This is a genomic window from Zobellella aerophila (assembly GCF_039539325.1).
GTDB classification, from domain to species: Bacteria; Pseudomonadota; Gammaproteobacteria; order Enterobacterales; family Aeromonadaceae; genus Oceanimonas; species Oceanimonas aerophila.
The window spans coordinates 1-24,865 of record NZ_BAABCX010000008.1 but is presented as its reverse complement, the minus strand read 5'-3'; the positions used below and the strand labels follow the sequence as shown (position 1 = coordinate 24,865).

Sequence of the window (24,865 nt, the reverse complement as noted above, 5' to 3'; positions counted from 1 at the left end):
TCAAGCCCTTCCCTGGCTCACTCGGTAAATGCCGTCCCTGACATTGGACGGTCGGCGACGGCAATCCCTGCTGCCGCATCGTGCTACTCCAGCATCGCCTGTTGCAGATCGGCTGGCAACTCGATAGCAAGCAAGGAGGACAAAAGGAACGGCTCCGCCGACCCTCCGCGCCAGGGCCGGAAAATACTCCCTTCCATTCTGGCATTCCCGCCATCCATGGCGGTCAGTGACGCGGTGGAGCCCCAGGGGCGAGTTTGCTCGGCGTGACTGAGGAGCAGTCCCTTTAGTCGACTTCCTTGCACTGGAAGACAACTCGACAGGCTCCGGACAGTTAAACCCGCTCAATCAGGGTGGCAATACCCTGGCCGACGCCCACGCACATGGTGCACAGGGCCAGGCGCTTGTGCTGCCGGTGCAGCTCGTGGGCGGCGGTTTGCAGCAGGCGGGCGCCGGACATGCCGAGCGGGTGGCCCAGGGCGATGGCACCGCCGTTGGGGTTGACCCTGGAGTCGTCGTCCTTCAGCCCCAGCTCGCGCATGCAGGCCAGGGCTTGGGCGGCGAAGGCCTCGTTGAACTCGAACAGGTCGATGTCATCCATCGACAGCCCGTGGCGCTCCAGCAGCTTGCGCACCGCAGGAACCGGGCCTATGCCCATGATGCGCGGCTCGACCCCGGCGGTGGCCATACCCAGGATGCGGGCCATGGGCTTGAGGCCGTGGCGCCGCACCGCTTCCTCGCTGGCGACCAGCATGGCGGCGGCACCGTCATTGACGCCTGAGGCGTTGCCGGCGGTGATGCTGCCGCCGGCGCGGAACGGCGTCGGCAGCCTAGCCAGCTTGTCCAGTTGGGTGTCCGGACGCAAGTGTTCGTCATCGGCGAAGATCAGCGGCGCCTGCTTGCGACGCTCAATTTCCACCGGCACGATTTCCTCGGCGAAGCGGCCTGCGCTTTGGGCATCAAACGCCTTCTGCTGGGAACGGACCGCGAAGGCATCCTGATCTTCCCGCGATATACCGAACTGTTCGGCGACGTTCTCTGCCGTTTCCGGCATGGAGTCCACACCGTACTGAGCCTTCATCAGCGGGTTGATAAAGCGCCAGCCGATGGTGGTGTCTTCTATCTGCTGATCACGGGTAAAGGCCGAGCTGGCCTTGCCCATCACATAAGGCGCGCGGGACATGGATTCCACGCCGCCGGCCAGCACCAGATCCAGCTCACCGGCCTTGATGGCGCGCACCGCGGTACCCACCGCGTCCATACCCGAACCGCACAGCCGGTTGAGGGTGGTGCCGGGCACAGTTACCGGCAGTCCGGCCAGCAGGGCCGACATGCGCGCCACGTTGCGGTTGTCCTCCCCCGCCTGGTTGCCACAGCCCATGATCACTTCGTCGATGGCGGCGGGATCAAGCGTTGGCGCATCCGCCAGCACCGCCTTGAACACCCGGGCGGCCAGATCGTCGGGGCGCACCGCCGCCAGGGTACCGCCGAAACGACCGATGGCGGTGCGCCGCGGATGACAGAGATAAACGGGCTTCATTGGTCGGCCTCCTGGGATACCGGTTTGGCATGGTGGTCGGCGGTTCTGGCCTTGAGCGAACGCAATATCTCCAGCTCTTCGGCGTTGGGCTCGGGGGTCAGCGCCAGCTGCTCGGCAAAGCGTACCGGCCAGCCGGTGGCCTCACTCACCTGTTCACGGGTGACACCCGGATGCAGCGAGGTCACTACCAGCTCCTTGGTATCCGCATCGGGCTGCAGCACGCACAGATCGGTAATCACCTTGGTCGGTCCGCGGCCGATATTGGGCACGCCGTCGCGACCCTTGCCGTCACGGCCGAAGCCCAGGGTAGTGATAAAGTCCACCGCTTCGACGAAGGCACGACTGGAGTGCTTGAGGGTGATGAACACTTCCTTGGAGTTGGTGGCGATCTCGGGGGCTCCGCCACCGCCGGGCAACCGTACCTTGGGTGCCTGATAATCACCGATCAGGGTGGTGTTGAGGTTGGCATAGCGGTCGATTTGGGCGGTGCCGAGGAAGCCGACATCGATATGCCCGCCCTGCAGCCAATAACGGAACATTTCGGGCACGGCTACCGTGGTCAGCGCCGAATCGCACAACTCGCCGTCGCCGATGGACAGGGGCAGGATGTCGGGTTTGGTCTGCAGGGTGCCGGATTCATAGATCAGCACCACTTCGGGGGCGTGGGTCAGCCGCGCCAGGTTGGCGGCCTCACTGGGCAGGCCGATGCCGACAAAACAGGTCATGCTGTTGCGCAGGGCGCGGGCGGCGGTGACCGTCATCATTTCGGAAGAATTGTATGCCAGTGTCATTGGGTTTGCCCTCCCCGGTTGTAGACCTGCTCTTGCAGCCAGTTGTTGAAGCTGTCGCGATCCCGTGCGATAGCGTCCCACTCCTTGTAGAAACTGTTGTTTCGCGGGTAATAGCCGTGCGCATAGGACGGCGCGGCCCCCCGCTTCACCTCGGCGATGGCGTCGATGGCCCAGGCCGGGATCACACAGGCATTGGGATCGGCCTGCAGGTCGTCGACGATCTCTTCCACGGTAACGATGCTGTGCTTGGCCGCCAGTACCGCCTCTTTCTGCACGCCGATGATGCCGGACACCAGCACGTTGCCCTGCCGGTCGGCGCGCTGGGCATGGATGATGCTCACATCGGGCCGCACCGCCGGCACCGCCGCCAGCCGTTCGCCGGTGAAGGGGCACTCGATAAAGCGGATCTGCGGGTTCACCTTGGGCAGGTCGCTGCCGATGTAGCCGCGCAGCACCGCCAGCGGCAGGCCGGCGGCGCCCGCCTCGTAGGCGCAGGCCATGGCCGCGTGGCTGTGCTCCAGGATTTCCAGCTTGGCGGGCCAGCCCTTTTCCACCGCGTCGCGCAGCCGGTGCAGGGAGCCGACACCGGGGTTGCCGCCCCAGGAGAAGATCAGCCGCTCGGCACAACCGGCGCCGATCAGCTGGTCGTAGAGGATATCCGGGGTCATGCGGATCAGCGTCAGCCGGCGCTTTTCCTGACGGATGATTTCATGACCCGCCGCAAAGGGGATCAGGTGGGTAAAACCCTCCATGGCGACGGTGTGGCCGTCCTGGAGGTAGCGGGCAATCGCGTCGTGCAGGCTCATGAATTGGGCCATGGGTATCGCCTCCCTGGGTGAATTTAAAGTTCGCATTACGAACTTGAGTTTGCATTACGAACATATTTACACCCATTCGCCGGCCATGGCAAACCCCGATCCCGGCGATTTTTTTGAAAAATCGATTAACAGGTTGAAAAAGAAAAGATTATTTTTTGCTCATGAACAGAAAAAAAGAAGGAATGAAAACGGGGGTTCGTTATGCGAACTTTTGCTACCATGGGTGGCCAGGACAACCATCGACACCTCACAGGGGAAACACCATGACCGCAGAGGACAAGCTCAGACCAGAAGACAGGGACTTCGTCGCCGCCCTGGCCAGCGGACTGGAGGTACTGCAGGCCTTCGATCAGCAACATCCGCGCATGACCCTGAGCGAGGTGGCGACCAGAACCGGTATGGACAGGGCCAAGGCCCGCCGCTTCCTGCTGACCCTGCACGCCCTCGGCTACCTGGACAAGCAGCAGCGCCACTTCGCGCTGACCCCCAGGGTGCTGCAACTGGGCAACGCCTTCCTCTCGGCCAACCCGTATCGGGTGGTGATCCAGCACTATCTGGAGGAGATCACCCGGGAGATCGGCGAGTCCACCTCGTTGGGCATCCTCGACGGCGACGACGTGGTCTATATCGCCCGCTCCGCCGCCGAACACCGGTTGATGGCCATTCGCCTGGCGGTCGGCACCCGGCTGCCCGCCGCCTACACCTCCATAGGCCGGGTGCTGCTGGCCCAGCTGCCGGAAACCGAGCTGGAAAGCTATCTGGAGCGGGTCCGGCTGGAAGTCCATACGGAACACAGCATCACCGACAAAACCGAACTGCGCCGGGCCCTGGAGATAGTGCGCCGCCAGGGCTACGCCATCGTCGACCAGGAGCTGGATTCCGGCCTGCGCTCGCTGGCGGTGCCGGCCTTCGATCAGCGGGGGCAGCTGCTCGGCGCCATCAACATCAGCACCAACGCCGCCCGGGTGGACATGGCCACCCTGACCGGCCGCTTCCTGCCGCTGCTGCAGGAAAAGGCTCGGCTGATCCGGGAAACCCTGCAAGGCTGAAGGCAGTCTCTTGGTCACGGGTGTTTGGTGACTTTCGCGCCATGCAGATCGTCGGCCAAAGGGCACTACTCCGCCGACACGCTGTGAATACCTCCCTGTACGCTCTCTGTTTCATCCCTGAAACAGAAGGTCGGCTAAGCAGCGCCCTTTGTCCTCCTCAATGTACCGGCGCCGCCTGCCGGCACCACCATCAGACAGCGCCGAGGTGTGACCAGGAAACAGCGCTGAAGGTTTTTAACCCCTTCGTCAGTCAGGGATAACGCCCGGTCAGCCGGTTCTCCACCAGCTCCACCAGTATGGTGTTGACCAGCCGCATCGCCGCATTGGGGTTTTCGCCACGGCGACGGGAGGCAATCACCGGGATGGTGAGGTTGTCATCCGCCACCGGCACGAAGTCCACGCCCTCCCGGTGCAGCTTGCGCACCTGCTCGGGCACCAGGGCGAAACCCATGTCCGAAGCCACCAGCGACAGCGCCGTCTGCAGGTCGTTGACCTGCTGGATCACCTGTACCTTCAGGCCCCGGCGATGGAACAACCCCAGGGCGATGTCGGCAAAGTTGGGGCCGGCACCGGCGGGAAAGGCCACCATAGGCACTCCCGCCAGCTCCGCCATGGTGGGCACATGTCCGGTCAGCGGATGGGAGGCCGGCAGGGCGGCGATCAGCGGCTCATTGAACAGCACCTCCTGTTCCACGTCCGGATCTTCGATGTGGACGCGGCCAAAACCGATGTCGATCTTGCCGCTCTTGAGCGCCTCTATCTGTTCCTGGGTTTTCAATTCGTGCAGCACGATTTCCAGGTTCTTGTTGCGCCGCAGGCGCCGCACCATCAGCGGCAACTGCCCATAGAACACCGAGGGCACGAAGCCGATGGAAAACACCGTCTTGCGCAGCTGGGCGATCTGGCGCGTGGCCAGCACGGTCGCATCGATTTTGTCCATGATATTGCGGGCCTGCTGGAGGAAGTACAGACCCCCCTGGGTCAGCTCCAGCCCCCGGGGCTTGCGGATGAACAGCTGCACCTCCAGTTCTTCTTCCAACTGCTTGATCTGCCGGGTCAGCGGCGGCTGGGCGATAAACAGCTTTTCCGCGGCCCGGGTCAGGTTCAGCTCCTCCGCCACCGCGATGAAGTATCGCAAATGTCTCAACTCCATCCATACCTCCAAGGTATCAGTAGTGACTTAATCAATATTGGTGCACCCCACCCCGAAATTGTAACTTCACTGTAACAGAGGGTTATCACTCGAGGTTCAGAGGTTACATGTCAGCAATCATTCAGTCCATTGAAGCTATCCTGGTCGACATCCCGACCATACGCCCGCACAAGCTTTCCATGGCTACCATGGGTGTCCAGACCATGGTGATAGTGCGGATCAAAGACTCCGCCGGCCTCGAGGGGCTGGGTGAGGCCACCACCATAGGTGGCCTGGCCTACGGCCCGGAAAGCCCCGAAAGCGTCAAGCTGACCATCGACACCTACTTCGCCCCCCAGCTGTTCGGCCAGCCGGCAGACAACATCAATACCCTGAGGGTAAGGCTGAACCGGACTACCCGTGGCAACAACCTGGCCAAGTCCGCCATCGAGACCGCCCTGCTGGATCTGCAGGGCAAACGCCTGAACCGTCCCCTGGCCGAGTTGCTCGGCGGCGCCGTGCACCGGCATATTCCGGTGCTCTGGACCCTGGCCAGCGGTGATACCGCCCGGGACATCGACGAGGCCAAGAGCCTGCTCGCGGCCAAACGCCACCGCGATTTCAAACTGAAGATCGGCTCCCGCCCGCTGATGGACGATGTGCGCCACGTGGCGGCGATCAAGGCCGCCGTGGGCGACAGCGCCAGCGTGCGGGTCGACGTCAACCAGGCCTGGGATGAGGCGACCGCCGCCAAAGGCATGGCCGAGCTGCAGGCGGCCGGCATCGATCTGGTGGAACAGCCCACGCCGATGAAAGATCAGGCGGCGCTGGTGCGCCTGTCTGAGAAATTTCACCTGCCGATACTGGCGGACGAGGCCGTGGCCGACGCCAGCGACATGTTCAGCCTGGCCGCAGCCGGCTTTGCCGGGGCCGTGGCCCTGAAGATTGCCAAGGCCGGTGGCCCGCTGCGGGCGCTGGAGGCGGCCACCGTGGCCAGTGCCGCCGGCATCGGCCTCTACGGCGGCACCCTGCTCGAAGGCACCATAGGCACCGCCGCCGCCCTGCACGCCTGGTCCACCCTCGACAACATTCAATGGGGCACCGAGATGTTCGGGCCGCTGCTGATGAAGGACGACATAGTGGTCAAGCCGCTGCGCTTCCACGACAACGGCGTCGAGCTGCCCACTGGCCCGGGCCTGGGCATAGAGATAGATGAAGACAGACTGGCCCAATACCGCCGGAAATAAGCACCGTCGCAAAGTTTACTAAACGGAGAAAGACCCATGCTGTTCAAAGTCGAGATGAAGGTGAATATCCCCCACGACATGCCGGTCGACGTCGCCGCCGGGATCAAGGCCCTGGAAAAAGCCTACGCCCAGGAGCTGCAGCGGCAGGGCAAGTGGCGCCATCTGTGGCGGGTAGCCGGCAGCTACGCCAACGTCAGCATCTTCGATGTGGCCGACAACGCCGAGCTGCAGGAGCTGATAAGCGGCCTGCCGCTGTTCCCCTACATGGACATCAGCGTCGCGCCCCTGTGCCGGCACCCGTCCTCCATCCATGCGGATGATCGTTAATCGTTTGAAGTGCCCAACACGCAACAACAAAACAAATGCAAATTGATGCAAGGAGCCAGGCAATGTCAGTCAAAACCATGGAAACCCAGGAAGTCAAAGAGCTGCTGGAAAAAGTAGCCGGTCTCAACCAGGAAGGCGGCAACGAGCGGGTCAAGACCATAGTTCACCGCGTGATGCATGATGTCTTCCAGATCATCGAAGATCTGGATATCACGCCGGAAGAATTCTGGAGCGCCGTTTACTACATCAACGATCTCGGCAAGAACGGCGAGGCCGCCCTGCTGGCTCCCGGTCTGGGCATGGACAAGTACCTGGATATCCGCATGGATGCCGAAGACGAGCTGGCCGGCCTGGCCGGTGGCACGCCGCGCACCATCGAAGGTCCCCTGTACGTGGCCGGCGCGCCGGTGTCCGAGGGCTTCGCCCGCATGGACGACGGCACCCAGGACGGTGAAACCATGATCCTCACCGGTCAGGTCACCGACCAGAACGGTCAACCGCTGGCCGACACCCTGGTCGAAATCTGGCACGCCGACCTGAAAGGTGCCTATTCCTACTTCGATCAGTCCCAGAGCGAGTACAACCTGCGTCGCGGCATCAAGACCGACGCCGAAGGCCGTTACACCGTCCAGAGCATTATTCCGTCAGGTTACGGCTGCCCGCCGGAAGGCTCAACCCAGGCACTGCTCAACCAGTTGGGTCGCCACGGCAACCGCCCTGCGCATATCCATTACTTCGTGTCCAAGCCGGGCTACAAGCACCTGACCACCCAGATCAACCTGGCCGGTGACGAATATACCTACGATGACTTCGCCTTCGCCACCCGTGAAGCGCTGGTGGTAGAGGCCGTCCGTGTCGAGGATGCCGCAGCCGCCGAGCAGTTCGGCCTGAACAAGCCGTTCACCCGGGTGGAGTTCAACATCCAGCTGGTGTCGACCGACAAGGCCGAGCTGCAGAGCCGCCACGAGCGCCTGCGCGCCCTGGAAAACCAAGCCGACTGACACCGACTTTTAATACCGTACTGCTTGTACGCCGACCGCCTGCTGCCAGCAGGCGGTCCGGGAGCACACAGGCCCGAAAAGGCCAGCAACGCCAGATGGAGTAATGTAACATGACTCGCCAACTCGACCGACTCGAAAAGAAGATCCGGGGCGCGGTGGAAGCCGACCCGGCCACCGGCCACTATCGCTGTGACCGTGGTGTTTTCACCGATCAGGAACTGTTCGACCTGGAGATGAAGCACATCTTCGAAGGCAACTGGATTTACCTGGGGCACGAAAGCCAGCTGGAAAATCCCGGTGATTATTACACCACCACAGTAGGTCGCCAGCCGGTGGTCATCACCCGCACCAAGGACGGCGAACTGCAGGCGCTGCTGAACACCTGTTCTCACCGTGGCGCTACCCTGTGCCGCAAGAAGCGCGGCAACAAGACCTCCTTCACCTGCCCCTTCCACGGCTGGACCTTCAAGAACGATGGCAAGCTGCTGAAAGCCCGCGATCAGAAGAAAGGCGGCTATCCGGAAAGCTTCAATACCGATGGCTCCCACGATCTGAAGCGTCTGCCGAAGTTCGAGTCTTACCGTGGCTTCCTGTTCGGTAGCCTGAATGCGGACGTGCTGCCGCTGACCGAGTACCTGGGCGAGACCACCAAGATCATCGACAACATGGTGGACCAGGCCGAAGATGGTATCGAAATTCTGCGCGGTACTTCTACTTATACCTATGAAGGCAACTGGAAGCTGACCGCCGAAAACGGCGCCGACGGCTACCACGTCGGCACGGTGCACTGGAACTACCTGTCCACCATGGGCCAGCGCAACTACGACAAGGGCGGCACCGAGGCGGTCGACGCCAAGAGCTGGTCCAACGAAGGTGGCTTCTATGGCTTCGAGCATGGCCACATGATGCTGTGGACCCGGCTGACCAACCCCCAGGTGCGTCCGGTTTACAGCCAGCTTGAACGGTTGCAGGAAAAAGTGGGCGAGGCCCGGGCCGACGCCATCGTCAACACCACCAAGAACCTGTGCCTGTACCCCAACGTCTACCTGATGGATCAGTTCTCCACCCAGATCCGGGTGCTGCGCCCCATTTCCGTCAACAAGACCGAGATCACCATCTACTGCTGGGCACCGAAAAACGAGCCGGCCGCCGATCGCGCCAAGCGTTTGCGCCAGTACGAAGATTTCTTCAACGTCAGCGGCATGGGTACTCCGGACGATCTGGAAGAGTTCCGCGCCTGCCAGCAGGGTTACGAGGCAAGCGGCCTGAAGTGGAACGACATGAGCCGGGGCGCCGCCCACTGGATTGAAGGCCCGGATGCCGGTGCCGAAGCCATCGGCCTCAAGCCCGTGCTCAGCGGCGTCAAGCCGGAAGATGAAGGCCTGTACGTGACCCATCATCAGCACTGGGTAAAAGAGATGCTGCAGGCGGTTGAAACCGAACGAGCCCAGCTTATTTCCATCACTTCCATGGAGGACTCCGAATGAACTTTGAACAGATTCAGGCGTTTATCTACCGCGAAGCCCGTCTGCTGGACGACCGCCAATGGGACGAGTGGCTCAAGTGCTACAGCGAAAACGTCGTCTACTGGATGCCGGCCTGGGACGACGAAGATCAGCTGACCGAGAACCCCCAGACCGAGATTTCTCTGATCTACTATCCGAACCGTGATGGCCTGGAAGACAGGGTGTACCGGATCAAGACCGAACGCTCCGGTGCCAGCTCCATGCCGGAGCCGCGCACCACCCACCTGACCAGCAACCTGGAGATCCTGTCCCGGGAAGGCAACGAGGTGAAACTGCGCTTCAACTGGCAGACCAACAGCCATCGCTACCACAAGACCGAAAGCTTTTTCGGTACCTCCTTCTATACCCTGGACATCGGCGGCGAACAGCCCCTGATCACCGAGAAGAAGGTAGTTCTGAACAACGATTACATCAATCAGGTGATTGATATCTATCACCTGTAATGGGTGGGGAGAAACCAAGATGAGTTACAACATCGCGCTTAACTTTGAAGACGGCGTTACCCGCTTCATCAGCTGTAATGAAGGGGAAACCGTACTGGATGCGGCCTACCGCAATCAGATCAATCTGCCGATGGACTGCTCCGACGGCGTATGCGGCACCTGCAAGGGCAGCTGCCACCAGGGCAAGTTCGACCTGGGTGACGAATACATCGACGAGGCACTGACCGACGATGAAGCCGAGCAGGGCATGATTCTGACCTGCCAGATGGTACCCGCCAGCGACTGTGTGGTAGAAATTCCCGTTGCCTCCACCATGTGCAAGACCGGCATCGCCAAGGTTCAGGGTACCGTGCTCGAGGTGAACCTGATTTCTCCCACCGCCATCGAACTGAAAGTGACCGCAGACGACGATATCGCCTTCCTGCCGGGCCAGTATGTGAATATTCAGGTGCCGGGCACCGAAGAGACTCGCGCCTATTCCTTCAGCTCCAGTCCCGGCAGCCGGGATCTGAGCTTCCTGATCCGCAACGTGCCGGGCGGCCTGATGAGCAGTTATCTGGTCGGTCAGTGCAAGGCCGGAGACCCGCTGACACTCACAGGCCCCATGGGCAGCTTCTACCTGCGCCCGGTGGAACGTCCGGTACTGATGCTGGCCGGCGGCACCGGCCTGGCTCCCTTCCTAGCCAAGCTGGAATACCTCAAGGCCAAGGGTACCGAGCAACCGACTCATCTGATTTACGGTGTCACCAACGATGACGATCTGGTGTGTGTCAAGGAGCTGGAGCAGTTTGCCGCCGAGATAGAGAACTTTACCTTCAAGACGGTGGTGGCCAGCGCCGACAGCGCTCACCCGCTCAAAGGCTACGTGACCAACCATATGCAGGATGCGCCCATCCACCACGGCGAGGTGGATGTCTACCTGTGTGGACCGCCTCCCATGGTGGACGCCGTGCTGGGCTACTTCCGTGACCAGGGCATCAAGCCGAACTCCTTCCATTACGAGAAATTCACCCCCAGCGTAGCTGCTGTTGCGGAGGCGGTAGCATGAAGCCGCGCTTCAGTAACAAGGTGATGGTGATCACCGGTGCCGCCCAGGGCATAGGCCGGCGGGTGGCCGAACGGGCGGCGGAAGAAGGTGCCAAACTGGTGCTGGTGGATCTGGCAGACCATGTGTTCGAGTTGGTGGCCGATCTTAACCAACAGGGCGTGGAGGCCATTGCCGTACAAGCCAACCTGGAATCCTGGGACGGCGCAGACAGCGTGATGACCAAAACCGCCGAGCATTTCGGTGGTATCGACATACTGGTGAACAATGTCGGAGGTACCATCTGGGCCCAACCCTACGAACATTACACCCCGGAACAGATCCAGAAAGAAGTGCAGCGGTCGCTGTTTCCCACCCTCTGGTGCTGCCGGGCGGTGTTGCCCCACCTGCTGAAACGTGAGGGTGGCGCCATCGTCAATGTGTCCTCCGTGGCCACCCGTGGCCTGATGCGAGTGCCCTACGCCGCGGCCAAGGGCGGGGTTAACGCCCTGACCGTGGCCCTGGCGTTCGAATATGCAGAGCACAATATCCGGGTCAACGCCACCGCCCCCGGCGGCACCGAAGCCCCGCCCCGGCTGACTCCGCGCAATACCGAAGCACAAAGTGAGCGTGAACAGCAGTGGTACCAGACCCTGGTCGACCAGACCAGGGCAACCAGCTTCATGCATCGCTACGGCACGCTGGACGAGCAGGCAGGCGCCATCCTGTTCCTCGCCTCCGACGATGCCAGCTATATCACCGGCACCATTCTCCCCGTGGCGGGCGGAGATCTGGGCTGATAGATGTGAAGAAGGCTGCCTGATGGATGGCGGCTTTTTTTTACCTGAACGGGGACTGCCCCCGAACTCCTGACGTATGGATAGTAAACGGAGTAATACCTGATGAGACAGATAGATGTAAACGAGACCATAGATAACGCCAGCTTCACCCCCTTCCACTGGAAGGTGCTGTTCTGGTGTTCCCTGATCATTATTTTCGACGGCTACGATCTGGTGATCTACGGTGTGGTACTGCCCCTGCTGATGGATCAGTGGTCCCTCAACCCCTACGTGGCCGGTCTGCTGGGCAGCAGCGCCCTGTTCGGCATGATGTTCGGCGCCATGGGCTTCGGCATGCTGTCCGACCGGCTCGGGCGCAAGAAAACCATCCTGATGTGCGTGGTACTGTTCAGCCTCACCACGGTACTCAACGGCCTGGTCACTACCCCCTGGCAATTCGGCCTGCTGCGCTTTATCGCCGGTCTGGGGATAGGCGGCGTCATGCCCAATGTGGTGTCGCTGATGAGCGAGTACTCGCCTAAGAAAAGTCGCAGCACCCTGGTGGCGCTGATGTTCAGCGGCTACGCCGTGGGCGGCATGATGTCCGCCGGCCTGGGGATCTGGATAGTGCCCAACTACGGCTGGGAGATCATGTTCTACCTGGCCATTGTGCCCATGCTGCTGCTGCCGCTGATGATAAAATTCCTGCCTGAATCCGTGGCCTTCCTGATGGCACAGAATCGCCAGGAAGAAGCCCGCGTACTGCTGCAGAAGGTTGCTCCCGACCAGCAGATTTCCAGCCAGGACCAGCTGGTGGTACCGCCCGCCAACGTGCAGAAGGCTCCCGTCCTGGAGCTGCTGCGTGGCGGCCGCACCCTGAGCACCCTGATGTTCTGGACCGCCTTCTTCTGCTGCCTGCTGATGGTCTACGCCCTGGGCTCCTGGTTGCCCAAGCTGATGTCCGCCGCCGGTTACCCCCTGGGCTCCAGCCTGCTGTTCCTGATGGTACTGAACATCGGCGCCATCGTCGGCGCCGTGGGTGGCGGCTGGCTGGCCGATCGCTTCTCCCTGCGCTCGGTGCTGGTCAGTTTCTTCATGTTGGCTTCCGCCTCCCTGGTGCTGCTCGGCTATCCGCACCCCATGTGGCTGCTGTACAGCCTGATGGCCGTTGCCGGTGCCACCACCATCGGCTCCCAGATCCTGCTGTACGCCTATGTGGCCCAGTATTATCCGGCCAACATCCGCTCCACCGCCCTCGGCTGGGCTTCCGGCATCGGCCGTAACGGCGCCATCATCGGTCCCATGCTGGGGGGGACCCTGTTGGCGCTGGCGCTGCCGCATCAGATGAACTTCCTGGCGCTGGCCGTGCCCGGTGCCATCGCCACCCTGGCCATTGCCCTGGTTGGCCGGCGCACCCGTGCCAGCCGGCCGGCCGGTGAAGCGAATGTGATCGCCAACGGCTGATCGCTTGCGGTGTTACCATGGCCCCGGCCCCGTGCCGGGGCTATGCTATTGACCCTTATGTTGTAATACCTGCCAGTCAAGAGGGCAGGATGTTGCCTTATTTTGCACGGGAGCCGAGCATGACCTCTTTTCTGCGTGACCTGTCACCGTCGGCGGTAGCCGCCGGCTTTCTGGCCGTGCTGGTGTCCTACGCCGGTCCGCTCGCCATCTTTTTCCAGGCCGGTGCCAGCGCCGGTGTGTCCCCGGAGATGATGACCTCCTGGGTCTGGGCCATCTCTCTCGGTGCCGCCGCCTCCGGTATCCTGCTGTCGTTCTGGCTCAAAGCACCTGTGGTCACCGCCTGGTCGGCACCGGGGTCTGCCCTGCTGGTCACCCTGTTTCCGGAGCTGTCGCTCAACGAGGCCGTCGGTGCCTATATCACCGCGGCGGCCGTCACCCTGCTGATCGGTATTTCCGGCAGCTTCGATGCCTTCGTCAGGACCATCCCCAAGGGGGTGGCGGCAGGCATGATGGCTGGCATCCTGTTCCAGTTCGGTGTCGGCGCCTTCACCGCCATCGAAAGCTCCCCTGCCCTGGCCATCGGCATGTTGCTGGCTTATGTGGTGTTTCGCCGGATCTGGCCCAAATACACCCTGATCCTGCTGCTGTTGGCCGGTGTCTTGCTGGCCGTGGTGGTGGAGGGCGCCTCCCTTTCCGGTATCCGCTGGGAGCTGGCCATGCCCCGGCTGATCGAGCCGGAATGGACCCTGGCCTCGACCCTCAGCCTGGCCCTACCGCTGGTGCTGGTCAGCCTGTCCGGCCAGTTCCTGCCCGGCATGGCGATACTGCACGGCTCCGGCTACCCGGTCGGCGCCAGGCCGGTGATCGGGGTAACCAGCCTGGTGTCCCTGCCGATGGCCTTGTTCGGCGGCATCAGCACAGTGGTGGCGGCCATCACCGCCGCCATTTGCGCCGGCCAGGATGCCCATGAGGATCCCTCTCGCCGTTATGTGGCGGGAGTGTTCAACGGCGTCTTCTACCTGGTGGGTGGCCTGTTTGCCGGCACCATCGTCAGCCTGTTCACCTCGCTGCCGGCGGCCTTCGTGGCGGTACTGGCCGGGCTTGCCCTGCTCGGGGCCATCGCCGGCAATTTGTTTACCGCGCTGGAAGAGGTGCGCCATCGCGAGGCATCCCTGATCACCTTTATCGTCACCGCCTCCGGCCTGTCGTTATACGGGCTGTCATCGGCCCTGTGGGGCGTGGTCATCGGCTACGGGGCACACCTGGTACTGAGCGGGCGACTAACCGGTGCCCAGGCCCCCTGGCGGGGCCGGCTGCGAGCCAGGGGGCAGAAAACCTCCTGACCCTGTTGCTGGCGGGCCGCCGGTACAGGGGGCCCGCATCATATATCCTCCCTTGCTTATATATTCCAAAAACAACTATCAAATTTAGTTTAAATTCCTCAATAGCATATTAGACTCATCAGCATCACCTTTACCTGCTCCTGGAGTTCATCATGCGAAAATCCCTTCTGGCTTCTGTGCTGTTTGCCGCCGGCCTGAGCGCCCTGCCGCTCCAGGCGAAGGAACTGCTCAACAGCAGCTATGACATCGCCCGCGAACTGTTCGCCGAAATCAATCCTGTGTTTGTCGAGCACTGGCAGCAGCAGACCGGTGAACTGCTGGAGATCAAACAGTCCCATGCCGGTTCGTCCCGTCAGGCCCAGGCCATTCTGCAGGGGCTACGCGCAGATGTGGTGACCTATAACCAGGTCACCGATGTTGACGTGCTTAATCAGAAAGGCCAGCTGATCCCGGCCGACTGGAAGACCCGCCTGCCCAACGACAGCTCGCCCTACTTCTCCACCATGGCGTTTCTGGTACGCGAGGGCAATCCCAAGGGCATCAAGGACTGGAACGACCTGACCCGGGACGACGTTCAGCTGGTGTTCCCCAATCCCAAGACCTCCGGCAACGGCCGCTATACCTATCTGGCCGCCTGGGGTGCCGCCCACAAGCAGTTCAACGGCGATGAAAACAAGATCCGCGAGCACATGGGCAAGCTGGTCAAGCAGGTCGCGGTATTCGACACCGGCGGCCGTGGCGCCACCACCACCTTCGTTGAGCGGGGCATCGGCGACGTGCTGATCACCTTCGAGTCCGAAGTCAACAACATCAGGGCGCTCAACCCGGAGGCCGGTTATCAGGTGGTGGTGCCGCCGGTGGACGTGCTGGCCGAGTTTCCGGTGACCTGGATCGATCGCAACGTGGAGCGTAACGGCACCGCCGAGCAGGCCAAGGCCTACCTGGAGTTCCTCTATACCCCCGAAGCCCAGCGCATCCTGGCCAGCTACTACTACCGGGTCCATAACGAAGACGTCGCCGCCGAAGTGTCCGACCGCTTCCCGGACACCGAATTGTTCAAGGTAGAAGACATCTTCGGCAGCTGGGAGCAGGCCATGGCCGCCCACTTCGCCAACGGCGGCAGCCTGGATCGGCTGCAGGCCCAGGGGCACTGAGTCATGGCGGCGCTGTTGGGTTCAAGCAAACGGGTGCTGCCGGGCTTTACCCTGAGCCTGGGCACCAGCCTGCTGTTCGTCAGCCTGATCATCCTGCTGCCGCTCACCGGCCTGGTGATCAATACCAGCCAGATGGGCTGGGACCAGTACTGGCAGGTGGTGAGCGACCCGCGGGTAGTGGCCACCTACAAGGTTACCCTCAGCGCCGCCGCCGTGGCCAGCCTGTTCAACATGCTGTTCGGGCTGCTGATGGCCTGGATCCTCACCCGCTATCGCTTCCCCGGCCGGGCCCTGCTCGACGGCCTGATGGATCTGCCCTTCGCCCTGCCCACGGCGGTGGCCGGCCTGACCCTGGCCTCGCTGTTCGCCACCAATGGCTGGTACGGCGCCTGGCTGGCGGAGCTGGGCATCAAGGTGTCTTACACCTGGATAGGCATAGTGGTCGCCATGGTGTTTACCAGCGTCCCCTTCGTGGTGCGTACCGTGCAACCGGTGCTGGAAGATCTGGGCCCGGAATATGAAGAAGCCGCCGCCACCCTGGGCGCCAGCCCCTGGCAGGCGTTCAGCCGGGTGGTATTGCCCGAGCTGAAGCCGGCGCTGATCACCGGCACGGCACTGTCTTTTACCCGCAGCCTGGGTGAGTTCGGCGCCGTCATCTTCATCGCCGGCAATATGCCCTGGCAGACCGAGATCACCTCGCTGATGATCTTCATCCGGCTACAGGAATTCGATTATGCCGCCGCCAGTGCCATCGCCAGCGTGGTGTTGCTCGCCTCTTTCGTGCTGCTGTTTCTGATCAATGGCATCCAGAGCCGCTTTATGCGCCGCATTAGGGGGAATGCCTGATGGAACAGACGCTTACACTGAATGCTTCCCGTCCCTGGGGGCGCTGGTTGCTGATAGGCCTTGGCGTGGTGCTGACCCTGCTGTTGCTGGTAGTGCCGCTGTTGGCCATCTTCGCCGGCGCCTTCGCCGCCGGCGTGGGTGGTATCATCGAGAATATCAACGAGCCGGACATGCTGCATGCCATCGGCCTCACCCTGCTGGTGGCCGCCCTGACCGTACCCATCAACCTGGTGTTCGGCACCCTGCTGGCCTGGCTGGTTACCCGCTTCCGCTTTCCCGGCCGCCAGCTGCTGCTGACCCTGATGGACGTGCCCTTCGCGGTGTCGCCGGTGGTGGCCGGCCTGCTCTATCTGCTGATGTACGGGGTCAACGGTCCGGTCGGCGGCTGGCTCGACGACCATGACATGCAGCTGATGTTCGCCTGGCCGGGTATCGTCATGGTCACCGTGTTCGTCACCTGCCCCTTCGTGGTACGCGAGCTAGTGCCGCTGATGAGCAGCCAGGGCACCGACTCGGAAGAAGCCGCCGTGCTGCTGGGTGCCAGCGGCTGGCAGTTGTTCCGCAAGGTGACCCTGCCCAACATTCGCTGGGCGCTGCTGTACGGGGTGATCCTCACCAACGCCCGGGCGGTGGGCGAATTCGGCGCCGTGTCGGTGGTATCCGGCGGCATTCGCGGTGAAACCAATACATTGCCGCTGCACGTCGAGCTGCTGCACCAGGACTACAACGCGGTCGGCGCCTTTACCGCCGCCGCCCTGCTGACCCTGATGGCGGTGGTCACCCTGATGTTCAAATCCTATCTCGAGTGGCGCCTGCACAGCGCCGAAGCACAGGAGTAATCCAGCATGAGTATTCAGATTGAGGGTATTCACAAGTCCTTCGGCAAGACCCGGGTGCTGCAAGACATCAACCTCGACCTGCCCGGCGGCCAGCTGGTGGGCCTGCTGGGCCCTTCCGGCTCGGGCAAGACCACGCTGTTGCGCATCATCGCCGGCCTGGAGCAGGCCAATGGTGGCCGCATCCACTTCAACGGCACCGAGGTGACCGGGCTGCACGCCCGGGATCGCAAGGTCGGCTTCGTGTTTCAGCACTATGCGTTGTTCCGCCATATGACGGTGTTCGACAATATCGCCTTCGGCCTGACCATCAAACCGAAAAAGGAGCGTCCCTCCGGCGATGATATCAAGCGTCGGATCGGCAACCTGCTGGAGATGATCCAGCTATCGCACCTGGCGGATCGCTTCCCGGCGCAATTGTCCGGAGGCCAGCGTCAGCGCGTCGCCCTGGCACGGGCACTGGCGGTGGAACCCCGGGTGCTGCTGCTGGACGAGCCCTTCGGCGCCCTCGACGCCCAGGTGCGCAAGGAGCTGCGCCGCTGGCTGCGCCGGCTGCACGACGAGCTGCACTTCACCAGCATCTTCGTGACCCACGATCAGGAAGAGGCGCTGGATGTGTCGGACCAGGTGGTGGTCATGAGCCAGGGGAAAGTCGAGCAGATCGGCAGCCCCGATGCAATCTGGCGTCAGCCGGCCAGCCGTTTCGTGCTGGAGTTTCTGGGCGAGGTCAACCGGATTGACGGCGAGATCCATGGCAGCCGTTTCAAGGTGGGCCACTACCCGCTGCAGTTGCCGGTGGCCAGCCACCGGCAGGGCAAGGCCAGCTGGTATCTGCGCCCCCACGAAATCACCCTCAGCACGCAAGCCGATGCCCGGCACCTGCTGCCGGTGCTGGTGACCGACCTCAACCCGCGCGGCGCCCTGCTGCGACTGGAGCTGGAGCCCAAAGACTGGCCGGGGCCATTACTGGAAGCCGAACTCCCCCGCCAACAGTTGGAACAGGCCAGTCGCGGCCAGAGCCTTTACCTCGGCAGCCAGGGCGGCCGCTTCTATGTGGGCGAGCAGCCGGTCAGCGACGACAGCTTGGCGTTAACGGCCTGAAAAACGGGGACTGGGGACTGACAAGTTGTTTACCCTCTTCCCGGTCCCTGCTCCCTAATCCCTGCGGTTACCCGTTGAACACCCCGGACGACAGGTAGCGATCGCCCCGGTCGCAGATGATGGCCACTATGATGGCATTGTCGACCTGTTCGGCCAGCCTGAGGGCGCCGGCCACGGCACCGCCGGAGCTGACGCCGCAGAAAATGCCTTCTTCCTTCGCCAGCCTGAGCATGGTCGCGACCGCTTCCTCCTCACTGATATCCAGCACCTGATCCACCCGACTCTTCTCGAAGATGCCCGGCAAATAGGCCTCGGACCAGCGGCGAATACCCGGGATATGGCTGCCTTCACAGGGCTGCAGGCCGACGATCTGCACCTCGGGGTTCTGCTGCTTAAGGTAACGGGACACCCCCATGATGGTGCCCGTGGTACCCATGCTGGAGACGAAATGAGTCACCCGCCCCTCGGTCTGCCGCCAGATCTCCGGCCCCGTGGTCAGCAGGTGGGCCTCCGGGTTGTCCGGGTTGTTGAACTGATCCAGGATCACGCCCTGCCCCTCGGCAGCCATCTTGTCGGCCAGATCCCGGGCCCCTTCCATGCCGGCCTCCTTGCTCACCAGTATCAGCTCGGCACCATAGGCCAGCATGGAGGCCTTGCGCTCCTCGGTGGAATTGTCGGGCATAATCAACACCATGCGATAGCCCTTGATCGCCGCCGCCATCGCCAGGGCGATACCGGTGTTGCCGCTGGTCGCCTCGATCAGGGTATCGCCGGGTCTGATCTGCCCCCGCTTTTCCGCCTGCTGGATCATATTCAACGCCGGCCTGTCCTTGACCGAACCGGCCGGATTGTTTCCCTCCAGCTTGACCAGTACCTGGCTGTTGGTATGGCCGGCCAGGCGCTGCAAGCGCACCAGGGGGGTATTACCGATGTATTCTTCAATGGTAGGGAAATTCATAACCATCCTTTATTGCTCCGCTCACGACCAGTGTAACCGGAGCGACTCAACAGGGTAAACTGCGCCGGGGGATAAGCCGTGTTTAGTACGGCGCCTTGCTCAGCGCCAGTCGCATCCCCAGCCCCATCATGATCAGCCCCGACAACTTGCCGGTGAGCCGGGAAACACCGGGGCTGACCCTGATGCGCGCCTGCAACCCCCTGGCCATCAGCGCATAACCGCCATTGCACAGGGTCGCCGTCAGGGTAAACACCAGCCCCAGCAATAACAACTGTTGCGATACCGGAACGGCATTCACCGAAACAAACTGAGGCAGGAACGCTAGAAAAAACAACGCCACCTTGGGATTAAGCAGGCCCACCATCAAGCCCCTGCGGAAAGTGCGCCAGGCACCGCTGTCTTGCGCCGCCGCCGGCACGGTCAGCCGGGAAGCGGTGCGCAGGCTGCACCACCCCAGGTACAGCAAATATCCCGCCCCCAGGTATTTTATCAGGGTAAAGGCGGCCGCCGACTGCATCACCAGGGCCGACAGGCCGACCACCGCCAACAGGGTATGGCCCAGATAGGACAGGCCTAACCCCAGGGTTGCCCATAGTCCACCCCGTCGGGCACCCAAAGCTTGCGATAGAATAAACAATACATCCGGCCCAGGTGTTAGATTCAGGGCCAGACAGGCAGGGATAAACAACAGCCAGGATTCCATGATTGAGTCTCGGTTAATGCCTAGGATAACCGCGGCAGCCTTCAAGGCCGCGCTGCCATTAAAACAGGCGTAGGATCAATACCTTATACTATGCTACATAATTCCGGGACTGCCCGCGCAGCACACACTATATTAAGGAGTCGCCATGCCCCTGCAAGGACTTGATGCGCTTTTTCGGCCTGCCAGCATAGCCGTGATCGGCGCATCGCACAGAACTCAGGGCGCAGGCCACCTGGTGATGAAAAACCTGCTCGCCGGCAACTTCAGTGGCCCTGTAATGCCGATCAATCCCAAATATGATGCGGTGGCCGGGGTCATGGCCTATCCGGACATCGCCAGCCTACCCAGGGTGCCCGATCTGGCCATTATCTGTACGCCGGCCGAAAAAAATCCGGGCATTATCGAAGCGCTTGGTCAAAAAGGCTGTAAGGCGGCCATTATCCTGGCCGCCGGCACCCTACCCGGGCCACTGGCGCAGATGAAAAAACTGGCCCGTCACTACCAGATGCGCCTGCTCGGCCCCAATAGCATGGGCGTGATCCTGCCGCACCTGGGATTGAATGTCAGTTTTGCCCCCTTTCCCGCCAAACCGGGGCGAATTGCCTTCGTATCACAATCGGCCGCCGTATGCGCCACCATCCTCGACTGGGCCCGCCATAACGACATCGGCTTTTCCCATTTTATTTCCCTGGGCGATGCCTGCGACATCGACTTTGCCCAGCTGCTCGATTATCTGACCCGGGACAGACACACCAACGCCATCCTGCTCTACATGGATGCCATCCAGGATGCCCGCACCTTTATGTCCGCCGCCCGCGCCGCCTCCCGCAACAAGGCGGTCCTGGTGGTAAAGAGCGGCAAAACCCGGTTCGGTGCCCAGCTTGGCCACCTCCATACTGGCGGTGACGTAGGACTGGATGCCGCCTATGATGCCGCCATCCGCCGGGCCGGCATGCTCAGGGTAAGGGATACCCACGACCTGTTCGCTGCGGTGGAAACCCTGAACCATGCCCAAAGCCTGCGCGGTGAGCGCCTGGTAATCCTCACCAATGGTGGCGGCCCCGCCATCATGGCGATAGATACCCTGCTGGCCCGGGGCGGAAAACTGGCCAGCCTGAGCGACGTCACCCTGGCGGCCCTGGATCAGGTATTACCCACCGCATGGTCCCATACCAATCCCATCGACATAGTGGGAGATGCCCCGGTGGCGCGCTATGTGGACAGCCTGAAAACCCTGCTTGAAAGCGATGACTTCGATGCCATCTTGCTGATGCACGCTCCATCCGCCGCCGTGTCCAGTACCCAGGTTGCCAAGGCCCTGATCGAGGTCATCAGGCAGCACCCCAGGGCCCGGCGCTTCAACATTCTCACCAACTGGTCGGGCGAAACCAGCGTGTTTGAGGCCAGACGCTGCTTCACCGAGGCTGGCATACCCACCTACCGCACACCGGAAAGCGCTGCCGGCGCCTTTATGCATCTGGTGGAATATCGCCGTAACCAGAAGCTGTTGATGGAAACCCCGGTATCCATTTCCGATATGCCAAACGACATCGATACCGTTCGCGGCTTGATCCGCCATGCGCTGGACGCGGGAATCCTTAGCCTGGATACCCATGAAGTCAGTAACCTGATGGCCGGCTATGGCATACAGACATTGCCCACCTGGATCGCCTCCGATGCCTCGGAGGCCACCCACATCGCCGGGCAAGTGGGCTATCCGGTGGCCATCAAGCTGCGCTCACCCGATATTCCGCACAAGTCGGACGTGTCCGGCGTGATGCTCAACCTACGCTCGGCGGTGGAGGTAGCCCAGGCCGCCGATGGCATCCTGGATCGGGTCCGCCAGACCTACCCCGGGGCCCGTATCTCCGGGTTGCAGGTTCAGCGCATGGCCCGGCGGGCTGGCGCCCTGGAATTGCATATAGGGGTGCGCTCGGATCCGGTGTTCGGCCCCATTATCCTACTCGGCGATGGCGGTGTGGACTGGGAGGGAGAAGAGCAGGCCGCCGTGGCCCTGCCCCCGCTCAACATGACCCTGGCCCGCTATCTGGTGATCCACGCGCTCAAAAGCGGCAAGATACGGGAGCAAAGATCCCAGCAACCGCTGGATATTCCCGCCATCTGCCGGGTGCTGTCCCAGGTATCCCACCTGATCATCAATCATCCCGAGATCATCAGCCTGGATATACACCCCCTGCTGGTATCCGGCAATGAGCTGGTCGCCCTGGATGTCAACATGAAGCTCAGCCCCTATGAAGGCGAAGGGCAAGCCAGACTAGCCATTCGTCCCTATCCCAAGGAATGGGAGGAGAGTGCCCAGCTCAAGGACGGCAGTCCCATAGTGCTCAGGCCGATACTGCCAGAAGATGAGCCCGCCCATAAAGACTTTGTCGGCCATGTCTCCGATGAAGACAGATACAAGCGTTTTTTTGCCGATGTGGTCATCGGCCACGAAGAACTCGCCCATATGACCCAGATAGACTACGACAGGGAAATGGCCTTTGTCGCCGTCGCCCTGGACGGCGATATTTTGGGGGTGGTCAGGGCCGTTTCCGATCCGGACAACCAGGATGCCGAGTTCGCCATCCTGGTTCGTTCCGATCTCAAAGGCATAGGCCTGGGCCGGCTGTTGATGGAAAAAATCATTCGCTATGCAAAAAGCCGAGGGCTTGGCATGCTTAGTGCCGTGACCATGCCGTCTAACCGGGGCATGCTGGTGCTGGCCCGTAAACTGGGATTCAAGGTCGAAATGCACTTGGAAGACGGCATAGTGGAATTACGGCTACCCTTGCATGAACAGGGCTAAGATCAAACATGCCGCTTATCACAACAAAGAACAAGATGGCTGTCATATTTCCCTTAGTATCCGGGAACATAACTTATATTCTGCACAAGGAGTCGTGACTATGTCGGTTTCTCGTATCTTAATCAGTCCCGAAGGACCCCAGTTTTCCCGCTTGGTCATGGGCTACTGGCGCCTGCTCGAGTGGCAGTTGTCACCTCAGCAGTTACTGGGCTTTATAGAGCAACATGTGGAGCTGGGTATCACCACCGTCGATCATGCCGATATTTATGGCAGCTATGGCTGTGAAACGGCTTTTGGCCAGGCCCTGAAATTAAAGCCCCGGCTCAGAAACCAACTCCAGATCGTCAGCAAATGCGGCATTGCCCTGCCCTCCGCACACACACCGCAATATCGCCTGGCCCACTACAATAGTGAAAAATCCCATATTCAGGCGTCTGTCGATCGGTCACTCACCAACCTGAACACTGATCATCTCGATCTATTGTTACTGCACAGACCGGATCTACTGATGAATGCAGACGAAGTAGCCAGGGCCTTTAGCCAGCTGAAACGCAGCGGCAAGGTTCGGCATTTTGGCGTATCCAACTTCACGCCAAGCCAGTTTGATTTATTACAGTCCCGGCTCGATTTTCCCCTGGTGACCAATCAGCTCGAGGTTTCGCCCATACGCCAGCAGTCCATCACAGACGGCACCCTAGATCAATGCCAGCAACAACAGTTCAAACCCATGGCTTGGTCCTGCCTGGGCGGGGGCGCCCTGACCAAGGCCCCCGCTTATCAGCCGTTAAGAGACGAGCTGGCCCAGATAGCCCTGGAGGTGGATGCCTCCAGCATAGCCCAGGTGGTGTTTGCCTGGGTGATGATGCTACCCAGCCACCCCTTGCCGATCTTGGGCACCGGCAAGATAGAACGAGTAAGACAAGCCGTACAGGCCGAGAATGTGGTGCTGAGCCGGCAACACTGGTATCGCATCCGGCGCGCAGCCCTGGGACGTGATGTGGACTAAACGCCAAAAAGCCCGGTACATCAGTGGCGGGCTTTAATAGCGATCCGATTGCTATTAGCAACGAAAGAGAGCATCAGGCTCATATAACAAAAAGCCCCATCCAGATGGACGGGGCCGATAAAAGGTGTTTGGGAGGGCTGATTGAACAACCTTTACTTAATGGGGCTGGATTCACGGTTACAGGTCTGTCATCAGTTCTTCGTATTCTTCGATAGCATCATCGATGATTTCACAGAGTTCGAAAGCATCTTTACGTGAGAGCGTCAAACTTACCTCTTTATGGGTTACACAGTCAGCATCGTCACAAATTAACTGCACTCCCTGGCTGCTCTCTTTGAAATGGACATGCTCAAACTCACTGGATAGGTGTTGATTTTTCTCAGGAATATCAATTTCTAACATGCCTACAGGGTTAACCACTATGTTGGCATGAAGAGGTTCGGTACTTTGTAAGGTATAGCAACGCTGCCTAGCTAACATCTCTATCTCCTTTACAGTTTCAGACCCAGGGACATTGTAGAACAAAAACAAAATGTTTAAAAAACAACCAAACCTGAATTGCAAAAAAATCTTACCATGGTGTTTTAATGCTCTTAGATTATGAGCAGAGCGTGCCCATCACCATAAATACTTAATTATCAACACCTTAAAGTTATAATTAATTTATCCAGCAAACGGATGGCAGTGTTCTGCCACCTTTGATCGGCGAGCCTGAACAGATAAGCCAAATAAAGATAGTCCAAACGCAGCAGGCCGCAAGCTTGCTTATATCAATCTGATTAAAGCTGTGATCTGGTTGATCCTGATCTGAACTCACCGTGGTCAATATGCCCAACGCAATTCCTTCATCTATTTAATCAGGTTGGCATTATTCTCTTGAACACAATCCCATTACACCGGCCAGCAGTTGGCTCAGCCAGCCCCCCCGGCTCACAGCTGCTTCAAGCGATGGATTGGATAAGATTGATCTGGTG

23 protein-coding genes are annotated in these 24,865 nt (G+C 60.9%); 16 read left to right on the top strand and 7 right to left on the bottom strand.

The annotated features are described in order from the left end of the window. Window positions 1-331: 331 nt before the first annotated feature. The 3 genes from pcaF to ABD806_RS16985 are packed head-to-tail and all read right to left on the bottom strand — an operon-like array spanning window position 332 to window position 3,146. Entirely contained in the window at window positions 332-1,537 is a 1,206-nt protein-coding gene (pcaF, locus tag ABD806_RS16995; RefSeq protein WP_344960006.1) for a 3-oxoadipyl-CoA thiolase, read from the bottom strand. Next, window positions 1,534-2,328, bottom strand: coding sequence for a CoA-transferase subunit beta (locus ABD806_RS16990; RefSeq protein WP_425583167.1), 795 nt, complete (start codon window positions 2,326-2,328; stop codon window positions 1,534-1,536). The genes pcaF and ABD806_RS16990 overlap by 4 nt, the downstream gene beginning before the upstream one ends. Next, window positions 2,325-3,146: a CoA transferase subunit A gene (locus tag ABD806_RS16985; RefSeq protein ID WP_344960005.1), complete on the bottom strand. Its 822-nt coding sequence runs from the start codon at window positions 3,144-3,146 to the stop codon at window positions 2,325-2,327. The genes ABD806_RS16990 and ABD806_RS16985 overlap by 4 nt, the downstream gene beginning before the upstream one ends. 263 nt (window positions 3,147-3,409) lie before the next feature. On the opposite strand from ABD806_RS16985, the gene ABD806_RS16980 reads away from it, so the two are divergent. Continuing rightward, the gene (locus tag ABD806_RS16980) at window positions 3,410-4,195 is read left to right on the top strand and encodes an IclR family transcriptional regulator domain-containing protein (protein ID WP_344960004.1); all 786 of its coding nucleotides are present in this window, start codon (window positions 3,410-3,412) and stop codon (window positions 4,193-4,195) included. 250 nt (window positions 4,196-4,445) lie between these two features. Here the strand turns inward: ABD806_RS16980 and ABD806_RS16975 are convergent, their stop codons facing one another. Further along, on the bottom strand, window positions 4,446-5,333 hold the full coding sequence (locus ABD806_RS16975) for a LysR family transcriptional regulator (protein WP_344960003.1): 888 nt from the start codon (window positions 5,331-5,333) through the stop codon (window positions 4,446-4,448). 122 nt (window positions 5,334-5,455) lie between these two features. Here ABD806_RS16975 and ABD806_RS16970 point away from each other — a divergent pair, with 122 nt between their 5' ends. The 13 genes from ABD806_RS16970 (at window position 5,456) to cysA (ending at window position 18,418) form a co-directional block, all read left to right on the top strand. Then, window positions 5,456-6,574 carry a muconate/chloromuconate family cycloisomerase gene (locus tag ABD806_RS16970; RefSeq protein ID WP_344960001.1) on the top strand — a complete coding sequence of 373 codons (1,119 nt, stop codon included), beginning with the start codon at window positions 5,456-5,458 and terminating at the stop codon, window positions 6,572-6,574. Window positions 6,575-6,610: 36 nt separating this feature from the next. Continuing rightward, the gene (gene catC / locus ABD806_RS16965; RefSeq protein ID WP_344960000.1) at window positions 6,611-6,901 is read left to right on the top strand and encodes a muconolactone Delta-isomerase; all 291 of its coding nucleotides are present in this window, start codon (window positions 6,611-6,613) and stop codon (window positions 6,899-6,901) included. Window positions 6,902-6,963: 62 nt separating this feature from the next. Then, entirely contained in the window at window positions 6,964-7,902 is a 939-nt protein-coding gene (gene catA / locus ABD806_RS16960) for a catechol 1,2-dioxygenase (RefSeq protein ID WP_344959998.1), read from the top strand. 110 nt (window positions 7,903-8,012) lie between these two features. Beyond that, entirely contained in the window at window positions 8,013-9,389 is a 1,377-nt protein-coding gene (locus ABD806_RS16955) for a Rieske 2Fe-2S domain-containing protein (protein ID WP_344959997.1), read from the top strand. Beyond that, window positions 9,386-9,871: a benzoate 1,2-dioxygenase small subunit gene (gene benB / locus ABD806_RS16950; protein ID WP_344959995.1), complete on the top strand. Its 486-nt coding sequence runs from the start codon at window positions 9,386-9,388 to the stop codon at window positions 9,869-9,871. Before ABD806_RS16955 ends, benB begins: the two co-directional genes overlap by 4 nt. Before the next feature lie 19 nt (window positions 9,872-9,890). Then, a complete protein-coding gene (gene benC, locus ABD806_RS16945; RefSeq protein WP_344959994.1) occupies window positions 9,891-10,919 on the top strand; it encodes a benzoate 1,2-dioxygenase electron transfer component BenC in 1,029 nt (342 codons plus the stop codon). Next, window positions 10,916-11,695 carry a benzoate diol dehydrogenase BenD gene (benD, locus tag ABD806_RS16940; protein WP_344959993.1) on the top strand — a complete coding sequence of 260 codons (780 nt, stop codon included), beginning with the start codon at window positions 10,916-10,918 and terminating at the stop codon, window positions 11,693-11,695. Before benC ends, benD begins: the two co-directional genes overlap by 4 nt. 102 nt (window positions 11,696-11,797) lie before the next feature. Beyond that, a complete protein-coding gene (locus ABD806_RS16935) occupies window positions 11,798-13,138 on the top strand; it encodes an MFS transporter (RefSeq protein ID WP_344959992.1) in 1,341 nt (446 codons plus the stop codon). A 119-nt stretch (window positions 13,139-13,257) separates the two neighbouring features. Next, the gene (locus ABD806_RS16930) at window positions 13,258-14,481 is read left to right on the top strand and encodes a benzoate/H(+) symporter BenE family transporter (protein WP_344959991.1); all 1,224 of its coding nucleotides are present in this window, start codon (window positions 13,258-13,260) and stop codon (window positions 14,479-14,481) included. Between the two features lie 152 nt (window positions 14,482-14,633). Further along, window positions 14,634-15,635, top strand: coding sequence for a thiosulfate ABC transporter substrate-binding protein CysP (gene cysP / locus ABD806_RS16925; protein WP_344959990.1), 1,002 nt, complete (start codon window positions 14,634-14,636; stop codon window positions 15,633-15,635). Between the two features lie 3 nt (window positions 15,636-15,638). Further along, a complete protein-coding gene (cysT, locus tag ABD806_RS16920) occupies window positions 15,639-16,481 on the top strand; it encodes a sulfate/thiosulfate ABC transporter permease CysT (protein ID WP_344959989.1) in 843 nt (280 codons plus the stop codon). Next, window positions 16,481-17,320, top strand: a complete 840-nt coding sequence (gene cysW, locus ABD806_RS16915; protein ID WP_344959988.1) for a sulfate/thiosulfate ABC transporter permease CysW — start codon at window positions 16,481-16,483, stop codon at window positions 17,318-17,320. The genes cysT and cysW overlap by 1 nt, the downstream gene beginning before the upstream one ends. A gap of 6 nt (window positions 17,321-17,326) precedes the next feature. Beyond that, window positions 17,327-18,418, top strand: a complete 1,092-nt coding sequence (gene cysA / locus ABD806_RS16910; RefSeq protein ID WP_344959986.1) for a sulfate/thiosulfate ABC transporter ATP-binding protein CysA — start codon at window positions 17,327-17,329, stop codon at window positions 18,416-18,418. A 67-nt stretch (window positions 18,419-18,485) separates the two neighbouring features. Here cysA and cysM read toward each other — a convergent pair whose 3' ends face one another. Both cysM and ABD806_RS16900 read right to left on the bottom strand, forming a co-directional pair. Further along, window positions 18,486-19,376: a cysteine synthase CysM gene (gene cysM, locus ABD806_RS16905; protein WP_425583165.1), complete on the bottom strand. Its 891-nt coding sequence runs from the start codon at window positions 19,374-19,376 to the stop codon at window positions 18,486-18,488. Between the two features lie 82 nt (window positions 19,377-19,458). Continuing rightward, entirely contained in the window at window positions 19,459-20,079 is a 621-nt protein-coding gene (locus tag ABD806_RS16900) for a LysE family translocator (protein WP_344959984.1), read from the bottom strand. A 145-nt stretch (window positions 20,080-20,224) separates the two neighbouring features. On the opposite strand from ABD806_RS16900, the gene ABD806_RS16895 reads away from it, so the two are divergent. Continuing rightward, on the top strand, window positions 20,225-22,885 hold the full coding sequence (locus ABD806_RS16895) for a bifunctional acetate--CoA ligase family protein/GNAT family N-acetyltransferase (protein WP_344959983.1): 2,661 nt from the start codon (window positions 20,225-20,227) through the stop codon (window positions 22,883-22,885). A 100-nt stretch (window positions 22,886-22,985) separates the two neighbouring features. Next, the gene (locus ABD806_RS16890; RefSeq protein ID WP_344959982.1) at window positions 22,986-23,891 is read left to right on the top strand and encodes an aldo/keto reductase; all 906 of its coding nucleotides are present in this window, start codon (window positions 22,986-22,988) and stop codon (window positions 23,889-23,891) included. Window positions 23,892-24,068: 177 nt separating this feature from the next. Here the strand turns inward: ABD806_RS16890 and ABD806_RS16885 are convergent, their stop codons facing one another. After that, window positions 24,069-24,371 carry a hypothetical protein gene (locus tag ABD806_RS16885; protein WP_344959980.1) on the bottom strand — a complete coding sequence of 101 codons (303 nt, stop codon included), beginning with the start codon at window positions 24,369-24,371 and terminating at the stop codon, window positions 24,069-24,071. Window positions 24,372-24,865 lie beyond the last annotated feature (494 nt).